The 14,999-nt window shown below is 64.9% G+C and carries 13 protein-coding genes; 9 read left to right on the top strand and 4 right to left on the bottom strand.

Annotated features, from left to right (window positions below; genetic code table 11):
- Positions 1–38: 38 nt before the first annotated feature.
- The gene (locus ACIRRY_RS46820; protein WP_403985660.1) at positions 39–830 is read right to left on the bottom strand and encodes a class E sortase; all 792 of its coding nucleotides are present in this window, start codon (positions 828–830) and stop codon (positions 39–41) included.
- Between the two features lie 216 nt (positions 831–1,046).
- Between ACIRRY_RS46820 and ACIRRY_RS46815 the strand changes: the two genes are divergently transcribed.
- The 5 genes from ACIRRY_RS46815 (at position 1,047) to ACIRRY_RS46795 (ending at position 9,851) form a co-directional block, all read left to right on the top strand.
- Positions 1,047–2,522 (top strand): beta-1,6-galactanase, encoded by a 1,476-nt coding sequence (locus ACIRRY_RS46815; protein WP_403985658.1) that lies wholly within the window; start codon positions 1,047–1,049, stop codon positions 2,520–2,522.
- A gap of 29 nt (positions 2,523–2,551) precedes the next feature.
- Complete coding sequence (locus ACIRRY_RS46810) at positions 2,552–3,793, top strand: MFS transporter (RefSeq protein ID WP_403985656.1); 1,242 nt, start codon at positions 2,552–2,554, stop codon at positions 3,791–3,793.
- A gap of 154 nt (positions 3,794–3,947) precedes the next feature.
- The gene (locus ACIRRY_RS46805; RefSeq protein WP_403985654.1) at positions 3,948–4,967 is read left to right on the top strand and encodes an SEC-C domain-containing protein; all 1,020 of its coding nucleotides are present in this window, start codon (positions 3,948–3,950) and stop codon (positions 4,965–4,967) included.
- A 123-nt stretch (positions 4,968–5,090) separates the two neighbouring features.
- Positions 5,091–8,237 (top strand): DUF3427 domain-containing protein, encoded by a 3,147-nt coding sequence (locus tag ACIRRY_RS46800; RefSeq protein ID WP_403985652.1) that lies wholly within the window; start codon positions 5,091–5,093, stop codon positions 8,235–8,237.
- Between the two features lie 237 nt (positions 8,238–8,474).
- The gene (locus tag ACIRRY_RS46795) at positions 8,475–9,851 is read left to right on the top strand and encodes an IS1380 family transposase (protein ID WP_403985651.1); all 1,377 of its coding nucleotides are present in this window, start codon (positions 8,475–8,477) and stop codon (positions 9,849–9,851) included.
- Between the two features lie 179 nt (positions 9,852–10,030).
- Here the strand turns inward: ACIRRY_RS46795 and ACIRRY_RS46790 are convergent, their stop codons facing one another.
- Positions 10,031–10,606 carry a hypothetical protein gene (locus tag ACIRRY_RS46790; protein ID WP_403985650.1) on the bottom strand — a complete coding sequence of 192 codons (576 nt, stop codon included), beginning with the start codon at positions 10,604–10,606 and terminating at the stop codon, positions 10,031–10,033.
- Between the two features lie 101 nt (positions 10,607–10,707).
- Between ACIRRY_RS46790 and ACIRRY_RS46785 the strand changes: the two genes are divergently transcribed.
- Positions 10,708–11,742: a hypothetical protein gene (locus ACIRRY_RS46785; RefSeq protein WP_403985649.1), complete on the top strand. Its 1,035-nt coding sequence runs from the start codon at positions 10,708–10,710 to the stop codon at positions 11,740–11,742.
- 85 nt (positions 11,743–11,827) lie between these two features.
- Here the strand turns inward: ACIRRY_RS46785 and ACIRRY_RS46780 are convergent, their stop codons facing one another.
- Positions 11,828–12,421 (bottom strand): ATP-binding protein, encoded by a 594-nt coding sequence (locus ACIRRY_RS46780; protein ID WP_403985648.1) that lies wholly within the window; start codon positions 12,419–12,421, stop codon positions 11,828–11,830.
- A 203-nt stretch (positions 12,422–12,624) separates the two neighbouring features.
- Here ACIRRY_RS46780 and ACIRRY_RS46775 point away from each other — a divergent pair, with 203 nt between their 5' ends.
- Together ACIRRY_RS46775 and ACIRRY_RS46770 are read left to right on the top strand one after the other, a co-directional pair.
- Positions 12,625–13,470 carry a helix-turn-helix domain-containing protein gene (locus ACIRRY_RS46775; protein WP_403985647.1) on the top strand — a complete coding sequence of 282 codons (846 nt, stop codon included), beginning with the start codon at positions 12,625–12,627 and terminating at the stop codon, positions 13,468–13,470.
- Positions 13,470–13,673, top strand: a complete 204-nt coding sequence (locus ACIRRY_RS46770) for a DUF397 domain-containing protein (protein ID WP_403985646.1) — start codon at positions 13,470–13,472, stop codon at positions 13,671–13,673. The genes ACIRRY_RS46775 and ACIRRY_RS46770 overlap by 1 nt, the downstream gene beginning before the upstream one ends.
- Before the next feature lie 241 nt (positions 13,674–13,914).
- On the opposite strand, the gene ACIRRY_RS46765 is transcribed toward ACIRRY_RS46770, so the two are convergent.
- Positions 13,915–14,067, bottom strand: a complete 153-nt coding sequence (locus ACIRRY_RS46765; RefSeq protein WP_403985644.1) for a hypothetical protein — start codon at positions 14,065–14,067, stop codon at positions 13,915–13,917.
- A 398-nt stretch (positions 14,068–14,465) separates the two neighbouring features.
- Here ACIRRY_RS46765 and ACIRRY_RS46760 point away from each other — a divergent pair, with 398 nt between their 5' ends.
- Positions 14,466–14,987: a DUF6879 family protein gene (locus ACIRRY_RS46760; RefSeq protein WP_403985642.1), complete on the top strand. Its 522-nt coding sequence runs from the start codon at positions 14,466–14,468 to the stop codon at positions 14,985–14,987.
- Positions 14,988–14,999: the final 12 nt, after the last annotated feature.

Here is a 14,999-nt window from a genome sequence, read left to right as displayed (position 1 = left end):
GTCTTCACCGGAGTTGGGCCTTCAGCGGGCTTGGGCCGTCAACGGGAGTGCGTGGAGGTGAGCGTGCCCCACACCGCCATGCGGTACCTGGAGGTGAACTCCGGGGTGCAGGTGGTGAGGGTGATGTAGTAGCCGGGTTGGCTGTAGCCGTAGGACGGCTTGACGATCGAGCGCGGGATCGGGCGGATGACGCCCGAGTCTGCGGCGGAGGTCTGCGGCAGGATCTTGTCGACGGTGTACGTGTAGGTGGCCGTGCTCGTCTCGACCTGCACGGTGTCCTTGAGGCGCAGGCGCGGGAGGTACCGGAACGGCTCGCCGTGGGTGTTGCGATGCCCGGCGAGCGCGAAGTTCCCTGCCTGGCCCGGCTGTTGGGTGCCGGGGTAGTGGCCGACGTACCCCTTGTTGAGCACGTTCTGCTTGCTGACGCCCTCCGCGACGGGGACGCGGAAGTGGAGGCGGGGGATGGTGAGGACGGCGTACGCCTGGGAGGCGCGGGGAGTGGTGGATCCTCCGGCGCCGGTGGCGGTGGTGGTGTTCCGGCGGGACGAACTGCCGCCGGTGGCGCCCGTGTTGTCCGACGGATTCGCGCCGCCCACGGCACCCGGTGCGGGTGCCGATGTCGGCGACTGTGTCGCCCATTGCCGCTCCAGCGCCTCCACTTGATGCTCGGCGCCCTGACGGGCCTCCCGGTTGGTCCACCACAGCTCGTGGACGACGAGGAGGAGCAGGACGACCCCGGCGGTGACGAGCAACTCCCCACCGGTCCACAAGGCGCGTCGGCCCAGCGCACGGCGTCGACGGCCGCGGTGCTGCACGACGGGAACCCGCATGGGCCGCACGATAAGGGCCGGTTCGCGAACTCACCAGACCCGCGGCCCGGTTGACCGCGGAGGCGCCTGTTCGATCCTTCGTACACGGGTTTTAGAAAGGGGTGGCGCAACCCTCGACAACCTCACACGCCGCACCCGATGCTTCCTGGTGGCACGAGCCGGGGGGATGGCCGACGCCGGTGGGACGACCGGCGGTTGAGCGAATCGGGAGTAGAGATGATCCGACGCAGAACCCTGCTGGCCGCAGCGGGCGGTGGGCTCCTCGGCACCGCCCTGGCGGCCGGCACCGCACGCGCCGACGCGACGGTCGCGGTCAACCCGGCGACGAAGTACGGCACTTGGGAGGGCTGGGGCACCTCGCTCGCCTGGTGGGCGAATGTCTTCGGCGCCCGAGACGACTTCGCCGACATCTTCTTCACCACCAAGTCGACGACGTACAACGGCACTTCACTGCCCGGCCTGGGCCTGAACATCGCCCGCTACAACCTCGGCGGGTGCAGTTGGAACACGGTGAGCGGCGCGTCGATGGTCGCCTCGGCCAACATCCCCGCGTTCAAGCAGATCGAGGGCTACTGGCAGGACTGGAACAACGAGGACCCCACGTCCTCGGCGTGGAAGTGGACTGCGGACGCGACCCAGCGGGCGATGCTGGTGAAGGCGACGGCACGCGGGGCGACCACCGAGCTCTTCGCCAACTCCCCCATGTGGTGGATGTGTCTGAACCACAACCCGTCGGGCGCCTCCGGCGGCGGCAACAACCTCCAGTCCTGGAACTACCGCCAGCACGCCTCCCACTTGGCGGCCGTGGCCCTCTACGCCAAGAACAACTGGGGAGTGAACTTCGCGACGGTCGAGGCCTTCAACGAGCCCTCGTCGAGCTGGTGGACGGCGACCGGCACGCAGGAGGGCTGTCACATGGACTCGACCGTCCAGGCCGCCGTACTCCCGTACGTGCGCAGCGAGTTGGACGCGCGAGGCCTGACCAGCACGAAGATCTCGGCGTCCGACGAGACGAGCTACGACCTGGCGCGGACGACCTGGAGCGCCTTCTCGTCCACGACGAAGGGCTACGTCAACCGCGTCAACGTCCACGGCTACCAGGGTTCGGGCGGCCGTAGAGACCTCCTGTACACGGACGTCGTGACGACGGCGGGCAAGGCCCTCTGGAACTCCGAGACCGGCGACAGCGACTCCACCGGCCTGACGATGGCGAGCAACCTGCTCTACGACTTCCGCTGGCTGCACCCCACGGCATGGACGTACTGGCAGGTCATGGACCCGTCGTCCGGCTGGGCGATGATCGCGTACGACCAGAGCACGCTCACGGCCGGCGCGGTGCAGACGAAGTACTACGTGATGGCCCAGTTCAGCCGCCACATCCGCCCCGGCATGACGATCCTGGACACGGGCGTGAGCTACGCGGCGGCGGGCTACGACGCGACGGCGAAGCGGTTGGTGATAGTGGCGGCGAACACGGGCTCGTCCTCGACGACCCTGACCTTCGACCTCTCCAAGTTCACGACGGTGGCGGGCGGTACGAGCGGTCTGGTCCCGCGCTGGAACACTGTGACGGGCGGCGGAGGCGACTTGTACGCCTCCCACTCGGACACCTACCTGAGCGGCAAGACGGTGAGCGCGACGTTCGCGGCCGGGGCGGTGCAGACCTTGCAGATCGACGGGGTGGTGATCTGACCGCTCAACTCAGCGGTGGCGGCGGGCGGTTGGGCCCGCTCGCCCAACTCGAAGGCGGTGGTGGGCAGTTCGGCCTGTTCGCCCTGGCGCTCGGCGGTTTCGGAATCGGTCTGACCGAGTTCGTGATCGCCGGGCTGCTCCCGCAGGTGAGCCGGGGCCTGAACGTCTCGACGGCGGCGGCGGGTTGGCTGATCTCCGGCTACGCCCTGACGGTCGCGGTGGGCGCGATAGCGATGACGGCGGCGACAGCACGGCTGCCCCAAAAGCCGGTCCTGGTGAGCCTGTTGGCCCTGTTCGTGGCGGGCAACCTGCTGTGCGCGATCGCGCCGAACTATCCGACGATGCTCCTGGGCCGCGTGGTGGCGGCCCTCTGCCACGGCTCGTTCTTCGGCATCGGCTCCCTCGTCGCCCGCCGCCTGGTCCCTCCGGAACGGGCCTCCCGCGCGGTCGCGATGATGTTCGCCGGCCTGACGGTGGCGAACGTGCTGGGCGTCCCCTTCGGCGCCCTCGTCGGCGAACGGTGGGGTTGGCGGGCGACGTTCTGGGCGATCACGGCGATCGGTTCGGTGGCGCTGGCGGCGATCGCCGTACTGGTGCCCGGCTGGGCGGGACGGGTTGGTGGAAGTGCAGGCCTGAGGGCCCAACTCCGCTCCTTCCGCTCGACCCAGGTATGGCTGACCCTGACGGCCACGGCGCTCGGCTACGGCGGCATGTTCGGCGCGTTCAGCTACCTCGCGTACACCTTCACCGAGGTCACGGGCTTCTCGACGACGGACGTGGCCTGGCTGTTGGTCGTCTACGGCACGGGCCTGGTCGTGGGCAACATCGCGGGCGGCCGGGGCGCGGACCACAACCGTGACGCGACGCTGCTCGTGTCCCTGACCGGCCTCGCGGTGACGTTGGCGGTGTTCGGGTTGCTGGCGAGCAGCCGCCCCGCGTCGGTGATCCTGGTCTTCCTGCTGGGGGTGTTCGGGTTCGCGACGGTGCCCGGAATGATCACGCGGGTCACGGACGCGGCGGGGGGTGTGCCGCTGGCGGCGAGCGCGAATGTGTCGGCGTCGAATGTGGGGAACGCGGTGGGGGCGTGGGCGGGGGGCCTGGTGATCAGTGCGGGGTGGGGGTATGCGGCTCCCTTGTTCGTGGGGGCGGGGATTGTGGGGGTGGGGTTGGGAGTCATGGGCTGGGCGGCACGGGCGTCGGCGGCACAGAGGTCGGCGGACAGCACCAGAGGCGGGGCAACAGCAGAAGCCGTAGAAGTGCGGCGGTCATAAAACCGGCGGAAACCGGAAAGCCACCCGCTGTTCCCCACGAGGATGCCCGCCGAAGGCCCTCACACCGCTCCCCCACCGCACTCTCACCGGCCGACCTGGGCATATCTCTCCCCTTGCCTCCATCTGTGTCGGCATCGGCAGTACCGTGTCGTTCATGCGCCCCGACACGCCCGCCGAGAACGTCGACCATCCCGCCGAAGCGGCCCGCCTGGAGCGGACCGCCGCCCGCTACCCCGAGGACGCCGAGGCCCTGCTCCTCCAGGCCGCGGCCCATCTGGAACTGGCCGGCGACCGCCCCGCCGCCACCGCGCTCTACGACCGCCTGCTGTCGTCGCCGGACGCCCTGGAGACTCCGCACCTGGTACGGGCCCTCAAGGCCTCGAACCTCTGGGAGTACGGCCACGAGGCCGAGGCCAGGGCGATCATCGACGGGGTACGGTCCGCGTCCCCGCGCGATCCCGCGCCCTGGGTGATCGTCGCGGAGTCTCTCGAATCCCACGACGAGTTGGAGGCGGCGCAGGAGACGTTCACGGAGGGGGTGACTCTGCTCCTGACGGACGTACCCGAACCGCCGTACTCCACCCACCCGTTGCTCTTCGGCCGACACCGGGTCCGCCGCATGCTGGGCGTGTCGCACGACGAGTGGGACACCCTGGCGGATTCCCTGCATTCGTCGTCCGTCTCCTTGGACGAGCTGCACGACCCGAAGAGGGTGTGGTCCCTGGGGTCCGACAACCCGGCGGAGCTGGAGGCCGAGATCTCGCGGCTACGGGCGGAGTTGGGCGCGTTCCGGGAGGCGTTGTCCCGGCCGTTCCCGGTGGCTGTGCTGCATTGGCCCGAGGGGGAGTTGGCGGAACTGGTGGGGGCGTACGAGTCCCTCGCGGTGGAGTATCCGTCGCATGAGGAGCACCTCGCGACGATAGAGGGGTCGCTTCAGGAGCTGGCGGCGAGCGGTACGCCGAACCTTGGGATCGTCACCGGGACTGTGCCTTCTTATGAGGCGTTCGCTGCGTCGGAGGGGGCTTCGCCGGGGGAGGTTGACTTGTTGCCGCAGTATGCGACGACGCTGGCGGCGCGGGGGCGGGCTGTGGGGTGGCCTCCGCAGCGGGGGGCTTCTTGTTGGTGTGGGTCGGGCGACTCGTATGCCGACTGCCATGGGCGCACGGAGGCATAGCGGGCTAGGCGAGCAAGGCCCAAGGGGCACTGCCGAATTGAACGCACGCGGGCGTCCGTAAGAGATCACTCTTTGTTGGCGCGCTCGGTCGTGCCTGCGCGTTACAGGGATCGGGGAGAAGTAGTGGCGGAACCTGAGGACCGACCGGGGCCGATTGCGGGCGTCTACGAGAAGCTGATCACCCGCAGTGTGCGATCCGATCTTGAGCAGTTCGAAGCTGCGGGTTGGAAGGCCATCGATGCTGAGGTCAGCACCGAATCCGCTCCCCATGTCCTAGGTCGATATGTGGGCGAAGCTGTCAGGCATCGGCTGAGTCAACTACCTGTCGGCGACCAGGTAGCCATTGCCAACAAGATCCTCGCGTCACTGTCCTCAGATGGGTCCGACCTCAGTGAAACAGAGGCCGTAGGCAACATCGTCGAAGGCCCGCGCCAGCTGCTCGCGCTCGCCAAGCAGGAGGCACCAGGTGCCTACTCCCTGCGCCCGCTGATTCCCCTCTCCGAAACCTCACTCATCACCAACGCCCCCGAAGACCCCAGTCTCGGCTCGGAATTGAGGGCGGAGTTGGCCACCGCAGACCGTATCGACCTGCTCTGCGCGTTCGTGAAGTGGTACGGCCTCCGCGTCCTGGAAAGCTCTCTCCGCGAGGCCGCCAGGCGCGGCGTCCCCATTCGTGTCATCACCACGACGTACATGGGCGCTACGGATCGGCATGCCCTCGACCGTCTCGTCCAAGACTTCAGCGCCGAAGTGAAGGTCAACTACGAGACCCGTTCAACTCGGCTGCACGCCAAGGCCTGGCTGTTCCGTCGCCATAGTGGCTTCGATACCGCGTACGTAGGCAGCTCCAATCTCTCCAAGGCGGCGCTCCTGGATGGGCTGGAGTGGAATGTGCGCCTGTCGTCCGTTGCAACACCGCATGTCCTGAACAAGTTCGAAGCCAGCTTCGACTCGTATTGGAACGACATGGCCTTTGAGACGTATGACCCGAGGCGCGATGCCCGCAAGTTGGATGAGGCACTCGGCGCCGCGGGCAGCTCAACTTCCAGCCAGGACTCCAAAATCAGCCTCTCGGGTCTTGAGGTTCGACCGTATCCGTACCAGGCAGACATGCTTGAGCGACTGCACGTCGAACGTGAGGTCCGCGGCCGCGATCACAACCTGCTCGTTGCCGCGACCGGAACGGGCAAGACCGTCATGGCTGCCCTTGACTACCGCAATCTCCATAGGGCGTGGGGCGGTAAGCAGTACCCCCGACTGCTGTTCGTGGCACACCGCAAAGAGATCTTGAGACAATCGCTACGGAAGTACCGCGAAGTACTCGATGACGCATCCTTCGGTGAACCGCTCTTCACGGGCGAACTGCCGCGCGACTGGAAGCACGTCTTCGCTAGCGTTCAGTCACTTACCGATCAACGACTTGACCAGTTCGACCCTGAGCACTTCGACATCATCGTCATCGACGAGTTCCATCACGCCACCGCATCGACTTATCGTCGGGTGCTCAAGCACTTCAAACCGAAGCAACTTCTTGGCCTGACTGCCACCCCGGAGCGGGCTGACGGGCTCAACGTGCAGGACGAGTTCTTCGATGGCCGGATCGCCGCCGAGATGCGACTGTGGGAGGCCCTCGACAACGACCTCCTCTGCCCGTTCCACTACTTCGGCATCCCTGACGGTACGGACCTCACCCGCCTCAACTGGCGCTCTGGGACGTACGACCAGAGCCAACTCGGCGAGTTGTACTCCGCCGACCACGCACGGGCCCGCATTGTCATCAAGCAAGTGCGGGACAAGGTGTCCAACCCAACGGAGATGCGGGCACTCGGCTTCTGCGTCAGCAGGAAGCACGCTCACTTCATGGCGAGATGCTTCCAAGAGGCCGGCCTGAAGGCCGCAGCCCTGGACAGCGGTTCAAAGCCGGAGACTCGCGACCGGGTTCTCTCTGAACTCAAGGCAGGCGAAATCCAGGTCATCTTCTCCGTGGACTTGTTCAACGAAGGCTTGGACATCCCCGACGTCGACACGCTGTTGCTACTCCGCCCAACGAGCAGCGCAACCGTCTTCCTTCAGCAACTCGGTCGAGGCTTGCGCCGTACACCGGACAAGCCCGTGCTCACGGTGCTCGACTTCATCGGCCAGCATCGCGCCGAGTTCCGGTTCGAGGAGCAGTTCCGCGCGATGACAAATCTGTCGCGCAACCGACTCCTTGAGCACGCCGAGCACGATTTCCCGCTACTGCCGTCCGGTTGCCAAATCATCCTTGAGGGCAAGTCCAAAGACCTCGTACTGAACAACATCCGCACCCAGATCAAAGCGAACGTCCAGACCCTCGCTACGGAAGTCAGGACCTACGGCACACCCCTCCTCGCCGACTACCTCCGCGAGAGTCGCCGCGAAATCAAGGAGCTGTACAAGTCCAGCAACTCTTGGACAACAGTCCTACGCCGTTCCGGCCTGGCCGACCTACCTGAACAGGTAGGCGAGGAAAACCTGTTGAAGCGCGTCCACGCCTTCCTGCACGTCGACGACCTCGAACGCGCAGAAGCCTACGCCCGTCTACTGAGCGATGACGCCCCGACATATGAAACCCTCAATCCGAGGGACAAGACGTATGCACGCATGCTCTTCTTCAACCTCTGGGACAAAGCCGGTGGCTTCGGCTCCTACGTGGACGGACTTGAATCACTCCGCGAACAGCAAGCCCTTCGCAGCGAACTCCGCCAGGTCCTCAAGTACGTGATGGACCAGGCCGATCACTTCCCCATCCCCCTGGAAGGTCCGCACGCGCATCTCCCCTTGAAGGTCCATAGCGCGTACAACCGCTCAGAAATCTTGGCCGCACTCGGCGTCGCCCGCCTCGGCGGACAGATGCCTGGCTCCTTCGCGCAGGGTGTCTTGTGGGACGAGCCAAACAAAACCGATGCGCTGCTGATCACGCTCGAAAAGAACGAGAAGGACTCCTCACCCACAGTCCGGTACAAGGACTACGCGCTGAGCCCCTCCCTCTTCCACTGGGAGTCACAGAGCACGACCGCGGACACCTCGCCCACGGGCCTTCGCTACCAGGAACACTCCCAACGCGGCAGTCACGTAATGCTGTTTATGCGGCGCTACAAGGACACGGACACGGGCAAGGCCCAGCCGTGGATACTGCTTGGCCCAGCGACCTACACCGAGCACAAGGGCAGCAGGCCCATGGCCATCACCTGGCAACTACGCCACGAACTGCCTGCAGACGTGTGGTCGTACTCAACCATCAACTCGTAGCAAACGCTGACGCAAGTCTTCGAAGGTGAGCGACGTAGGCCTCACTGCTCACCTTCGAAGACCTCGTTACGGACGCCGCCCCAGAGCTGAGCCACCACCGACTGACTCGGCCTAACCTCGGGCTTTCACGAGGTGGTTTGTCCGAGGCTTGATCACAAACGCGAGAAGTGCTCCTGACCTGGAACGATAGGACTTGTCGAGGGTCCAGATCGTGTCGTGGAAAGAAGCACTTCTCAGGTGAAGAAGCGTATCGGGTCGTACCCGCGTGTCCGCGTCGAGGGCAGTGGTCGTGGAGTGGTCTCGCAGGCGGGGGCCGTGCTGCTGGTGGAGACGGTCCGCAAGTCGGGTCTGGATACCGCGATATCGGCGGCTCTGACACCCTGGCGCAAGCCGCGGGCGGTGCACGATCCCGGCAAGATACTGCTGGATGTGGCGCTCGCGGTCGCCCTTGGCGGTGACTGCCTGGCCGACGTCGGCATGCTGCGGGCCGAGCCGGCCGTGTTCGGGCCGGTGGCCTCGGATCCCACGGTCTCCCGGCTCATCGACGTCCTCGCCGCAGCCGGCCCGAAGGCCCTCACCGCGATCCGCACGGCGCGAGCCGAAGTACGCCAACGTGTATGGAAGCTGGCCGGCACGTCGGCGCCGGATGCGACCGGCTCGGTGACCGTGGACCTGGACGGTGTCCTGGTGATCGCGCACTCCGACAAGGAAGACACGGCTGCAACCTGGAAGAAGACCTTCGGCCACCACCCGCTGACGGCCTTCGTCGACCACGGGACAGGCGGGTCCGGCGAGCCGGTGGCCGCTCTGCTCAGGCCCGGGAATGCGGGCAGCAACACCGCCGCCGATCACATCACCACCACCCAACTGGCCCTGGCCCAGCTGCCCAAGTCCTACCGGCGCGGGCGCCGAACACTGGTCCGCACCGACTCCGCGGGCGGCACCCACGAGTTCGTGGCCTGGCTGACCAAACGCGGGCGGTGGCTGTCGTACTCGGTCGGCATGACCATCACCGACGCCATCCACCAGGCCGTACTCAAAGTGCCGCCCGCGGCATGGACGCCGGCCGTCGAGCACGACGGAGCAGTCCGCGACGGGGCCTGGGTCGCCGAACTCACCGGCGCCATGCTCGACGGCTGGCCAGGCGGCATGCGGCTGATCGTCCGCAAGGAACGGCCGCACCCCGGCGCCCAGTTGAGGATCACGGACGCCGACGGCATGCGGATCACGTGCTTCGCCACCAACACCACCGGCCAACCCATCGCCGAACTCGAACTCCGCCACCGCCTGCGGGCACGGGCCGAGGACCGCATCCGGGCCGCCCGCGCGACCGGCCTGCGCAATCTGCCCCTGCACGACACCGCGCAGAACCGGGTCTGGCTGGAGATCGTCCAGATCGCACTCGACCTGCTGGCCTGGATGCCGATGCTCGCACTGAACGGCAAGGCCCGGCTCTGGGAACCCCGGCGCCTGCGACTTCGCCTGTTCAGCCTGGCCGGCCAGCTCGTCACCACCGGCCGCCGCCGGATTCTCCGCCTCGCCCGCCACTGGCCCTGGACCCATGTCGTCACCAGTGCCCTCGAACGGCTCAGCCAACTACCCACCCCAGACTGACCAGCAGCTTCCCCGTCCCTGCGAGCAGAACCACCGTCTCGGAGCAGTGGAATCCGGCGCCCACCCGACACGACAGTCGGGCTACCCTCCTGCCCACCAGCAGCCACGGAACGCGAAACGGTCTGCCGACTCCGTCGGCAGACCGTCAAGAAAGATCGAGGCTAAGGCCGAGCCTTGCACTAGCTGACTGGCTGCAACGGGTCGCGAATTATCTCCCCAGCCCTCTGGAGAAATCCAGCATAAGCCGCCACCATCTCATTTCTAGCCCGCTCAGAACTGGCCCAGTCTGCGTTCCGATCCGCGGAACCCTCAGCTGCAACCCGAAGCAAAGCACCTACAGCACCCGTCGCCTTCCTCATCAACGCGTAGGCCAATTCGCTCGCCTCCTGCGGCCCCCACAGCGCCAACTGACTTGTTTTGTCTTGGAGCGCGAGTGCGCTCGCGCGTAACTCGCTACCTGTCACCTCGCCAAGCCTTGTCCCATTTTGCACTTCAGGTGCAATACGCGCCAATATCTCATCAAGTGCCGCATAAGCCGCAAGGAGACCGGCAAAGGACTGATGCCGCTGACTGCGCACCCATTGCCAATGCTCCACCGCCGCCTGGCCATGCACCTGCGCTAGCGCTGCCTCAACCGCCTTGCGACCGCCAACCTCCGCTCCGCGCTTGGCGTAAATCCCGGCGATCACGGCACCCATGACTGCGGATATGAAAGCGATGACGCTTGCGATGATCGTCCCCGTCGTCTCACTCATCGCACCATCCTCGCCGCAGCCAGGAGCGACTACAACGCAACACGAGTAGGCCTACGTCAGCTGGCGTCCTTCATAAAGGCAGAACCGATTAACCTCACTCCATGACGACGAGCATGTCCGGGTTCCAACCCGGCGAAATCCTTACACGCACTGAGATCCATCCCGTACTCGGCGGTAGCGGATTTTCTGGGATTTGTCCGTCCAGAGAGAAACAAAACGTCCTTATCTTCTCGGATACGAAGATTGGCGAACGTTTCGGATATCACGATGGCTGGCTCGCCGAGGATGACGATCTGGGGCCCGTGTTCACCTACACCGGAGTCGGGAAACGGGGTGATCAGGTCTTTAAAGGCGGGAATGCGTCAATCCTGGAGCATACAGAAAAAGGGCGCACTTTGCACTTATTCATCGCGGTAGGAAAGGTTCCAGGAACCGATACCCGGACCCACAGGTACATCGGGAAGTTCAAGATTGACGAATGGCATCCGTTCGAGATACGTGAAGCAAGGGACGAATCAGGTCACGCTCGTAACGTCATCGTCTTCCGACTGCGACCCATCGGCCCCCATATCCGACTGGCATCCGACACACTTCAACCGGCGCCCGCGCCTCAATCTCGGTTCAACCGGAAAGCCGGTCGCCTCACACGGAGGATTAGACGCCAGAGACGACAGAAACTACCGCAAACCGATGTCACTCGGGTAGCAGAGGCCCGAGACGATCTGGCAGACACTTTCGAGGAATCCGAGTCTGCGGCCGGTCAAAGCATCGGCCAGATGGAGTTGTCGATGCGTGACTCAACATCGCATCTCATCTTCGAGCTCTTCAACCAGACGAACAACACCGTGTACGAACCAGCGGGCAGCACAGCAGGCGAGTCGATCGCTCAGGCCATCTCCCAACTCCTGCTTGCCCGGCACTACTTGGGTCAGCTCAGCCACGCTCAACCCTTCCATCTCATGGTGCTCGCACCAGCACTCCCCCGGCAGGACCTCCGCGGCCTACTCTCCGAGAACGGGATCGGCCTCGTGTACCGCAACGAAAGCGGTGGCTTCTCGGAGTACGAGGGAGGCACCTCCGTCTTCCCCAACGCCCCTCGGACCTCGCGCTGCCTGGAGTGTCCTCTGCCCGCCTGAAGAGGAGTCGCGTCCAGGCTTTCAGTGGGCTATGACGCTCAGGGCCAAGTGAAGAAGACGCAGGCGCCAGTCGCACTTTGTTTGCCTACCGAGCCGCTTGCTCCAGCTGGGCTTCAAAGTGCCGCTGCGCCCGATCGATAACTTCCTCAGGGTCGCAACCATGCGCTCGAAGCCAGTGCAGAAGGTCGGAGATGGCATCGATCGCCGCCGCCTCCGTCGCCACCGCCCGCAATCGACTGGGCTGATGTCCACCGCAGTACCCACCAGACACGTTCAGTCCAGCGTCGAACTCGCACCACGTCACCTTCCGATCGTCATGGAGTTGAACACCCCAACGATCAGTGATGGCCGTTACGAGAGCCATACCCCGCCCCGTTTCGGCATCGTCGGTTGCGTCGACGAGCGTCGGTAGAGAGCGGGGGTCGGGGTCGTGGACCTCGACGCGCAGGTGGGTGCCGTTCATGGAGACCGCGAGGGTGGTCGGCGTACCTACACCAACGTGAGTGATCACGTTGGCAACAAGCTCGCTCACGCAAAGCTGGACCGCGTCGGCCAGTTCCCGCAGGCCCCAAATTCTCAAGTGAATCCCCAACACCTGCCGCAGCACTGCCACTTCCTCGGGCTCCGCCAGAAACGGGAGTTCCCACGCCCGCCTCGGTGTGCACGTTGTGCAGTCCATGCCCCAACCCCTCCACCTGCACAGCAGGTTGCGATGCGTAACTATCTTCACACCTAGAGTTGCATTGGAACTCCCAAAATGGAACTCTCATTTTGAACGCGAAGGAGCGCGCGTCAGCATCGTGCGCCCCCGGCGTGCGCAGCCTTGCTGTTCGATTCGCACAAGCCGCACGATCTGACAGATCAACATGAAAGGCTGAAACTATGCCAGTTGGACCCACCACGCGCAGGCGCCAACTGGGCGCAGACCTGCGCCGACTCCGCGAATCCAAGGGCTTGACCCTGGAGGAGGCAGGCGCTCGCGTCGGCATCTCAAAGGCGACGCTGAGTCGCTACGAGACGAAGGAGGGCACAGTCAAGTGGCCGGCCGTTGATGCCCTTTGCCGCGAATACGAAGCATCCGATACAGAGCGCCTCGCCCTCGTCGAGCTAGCCAAGGGCGCCAGGATCCAAGGCTGGTGGCGATCGCTCGCCGACCCCATCCCCGAGTCCATGAACCTCATGCTCACGCTTGAGGACGAAGTCGTACGCGAAGACCACTACGCGTGCATGTACATCCCCGGGTTGCTCCAAACTCGCGCCTACGCACAGGCAGTTCATCGGGCATCGGAGGTGGAGTGTCCGGAGCGCGAAGTGCAGCACATGGTCGACATCCGCATGAAGCGCCAAGAACTCCTCAACCGAAAGGAACCACCGCACATCTGGTGCGTGATCGATGAGGCAGCGCTCCGTCGCCAGGTTGGCGGTCGTGAGGTCATGCAAGAACAACTCGGCCACCTACTCACTCTGTCCGAACGTCCCCACATCACCATCCAGGTACTTGCCTTCTCAACGGGCGCGCACGCAGCGGCAGTTGGTAGCTTCGCCGTCCTACGCGGTCCAGCTCCAGATCTGGACGTGGTGTACGTGGATCTACTCAGCGGCGGCCTGTTCATGGAGAAGCCACAGGAACTGAGGCGTTATAGGTTGGCGTTCGAGTACCTCAGCGCACAGGCACTCGATTTTGAGTCCTCTACGGACATCATCCACCGCATAAGCAGGGAGTTTTAATGGCGGCGCCCTCGACGCACCAGTGGTTCAAGTCCTCGTACAGCGGGGGCAGCGGGACAGAGTGCGTCGAGTGCGCCTGCACGAGGGACGGAGCCTTGATACGCGACTCGAAGGACCAAAGTGGTCCCTCACTCGTCGTCCGCAGAGAGGCTTGGCTCGCATTTAATCTGGCCTTGCGAGACGGCAAGATGTTGCAGCTCTAGGGGATACGGCATCAGGCATGCCGCCCCACTCTCTCCAGTGAACGACATCCTCCACACCTCGCCGCCGCTCCGCGACACGCCCGCTCTGCTTGGGAACATCCTCGGCCCGGTACCCGACGGTGATCCCCCATGGGGCCGTATTACTCCGGTACCCCGAACTCCGCCCGGAACGGCTGGAGATGCTCCGGCATGATGCCGAAGAAGCAGGCGCCGAGGCCTTCATCGACTGCGGTCAGGAGCATCAGCAGGGAGGCCTGCCCGTGTCGATGTACCAGTACGGCGCGGACCAACGAGCCTCGGCGCGGTCCTCCCAGCCCTTGTCGGGTTCGGCGTAGCGCTCCAGGTAGGCGGCTTTGTGCGCCAGGAGTACGACGAACAGCGGGGCGTCCTGCACGGTCGGGGTATGTTCTCGACCCGATGGGCACGAACGGCCAGAAGCGGGCGCGGTCGGCCGGGTCGATCAGGGCGAGGAACGCCCAACCATGGGAGAAGCTGGCCGAGGAGCTCGTAGCGCGGAGGCGGGGATGCGTTCGGTCGCCTCCGGGGGGGCAGGGCTTACCGGAGTAGTGACGGATCATGCGTAGTCGGCGGACCACTTCGGAGAATTCCATTCCGGGAGGTCCCGCCACGAACTCACCGACCACCGGGCGCTGTTGAGGTGTTAATCAGCCGTCGCGCGCGAAGGGCAGAAGCGGCTAACCCGTCGGCCAAGAGAATGTTCCGGAGACGTTCCAGTCGCCGTAGGGTGAGGACGAGTGGAGATCCCTGAGTCGGTGCTCAAGGAGGCTGTACGTGCTCTTGGACGATGACGAGTGGCGTCGGATGTTTGACGCGTACGAACGTGACGTGTGGCGGTTCGAAGCTCAGCCCACCTACACCATGCCCAGGGAAGCCGAGAACGTCGCCCGCTTCCTTCGCCGTGAGCCGAAGCCCGCCGACCACAATGCGCGCTGGCATGAACGAGTGCGCGGATATGTGGCATCGGGGCGCCGTATTGGGCGAGTTCGGGTCGTCCGGCGACCCTTGACCGACTATCAGCGATACCAGCTCGCGTGGGGAATTCCGGGGAACATAGTCGCTGGCGAAGACATCCGTGTCCTGGACGTCACGCAGGAAGACTACGGGCTCCCCCTGTCGGGAACCGACTGGTGGATGTTCGACGACGAGCAAGTAGTGCGTCTCAACTACCGGCCGGACGGGACACAGATCAGCCGAGAGACGTTCACGGGAGACGCTTCCCCATACCTGGAGTGGAGGCGGATTTCACTGGCCCACTCGGTACCGTTCTCCCAGTACGTGAAAGAGATCGAGTGACCTTCAAGCCAG

The organism is Streptomyces sp. NPDC101776 (assembly GCF_044766845.1).
In the GTDB taxonomy this organism is placed as follows: Bacteria; Actinomycetota; Actinomycetes; order Streptomycetales; family Streptomycetaceae; genus Streptomyces.
This window is presented reverse-complemented; position numbering and strand designations above follow the sequence as displayed.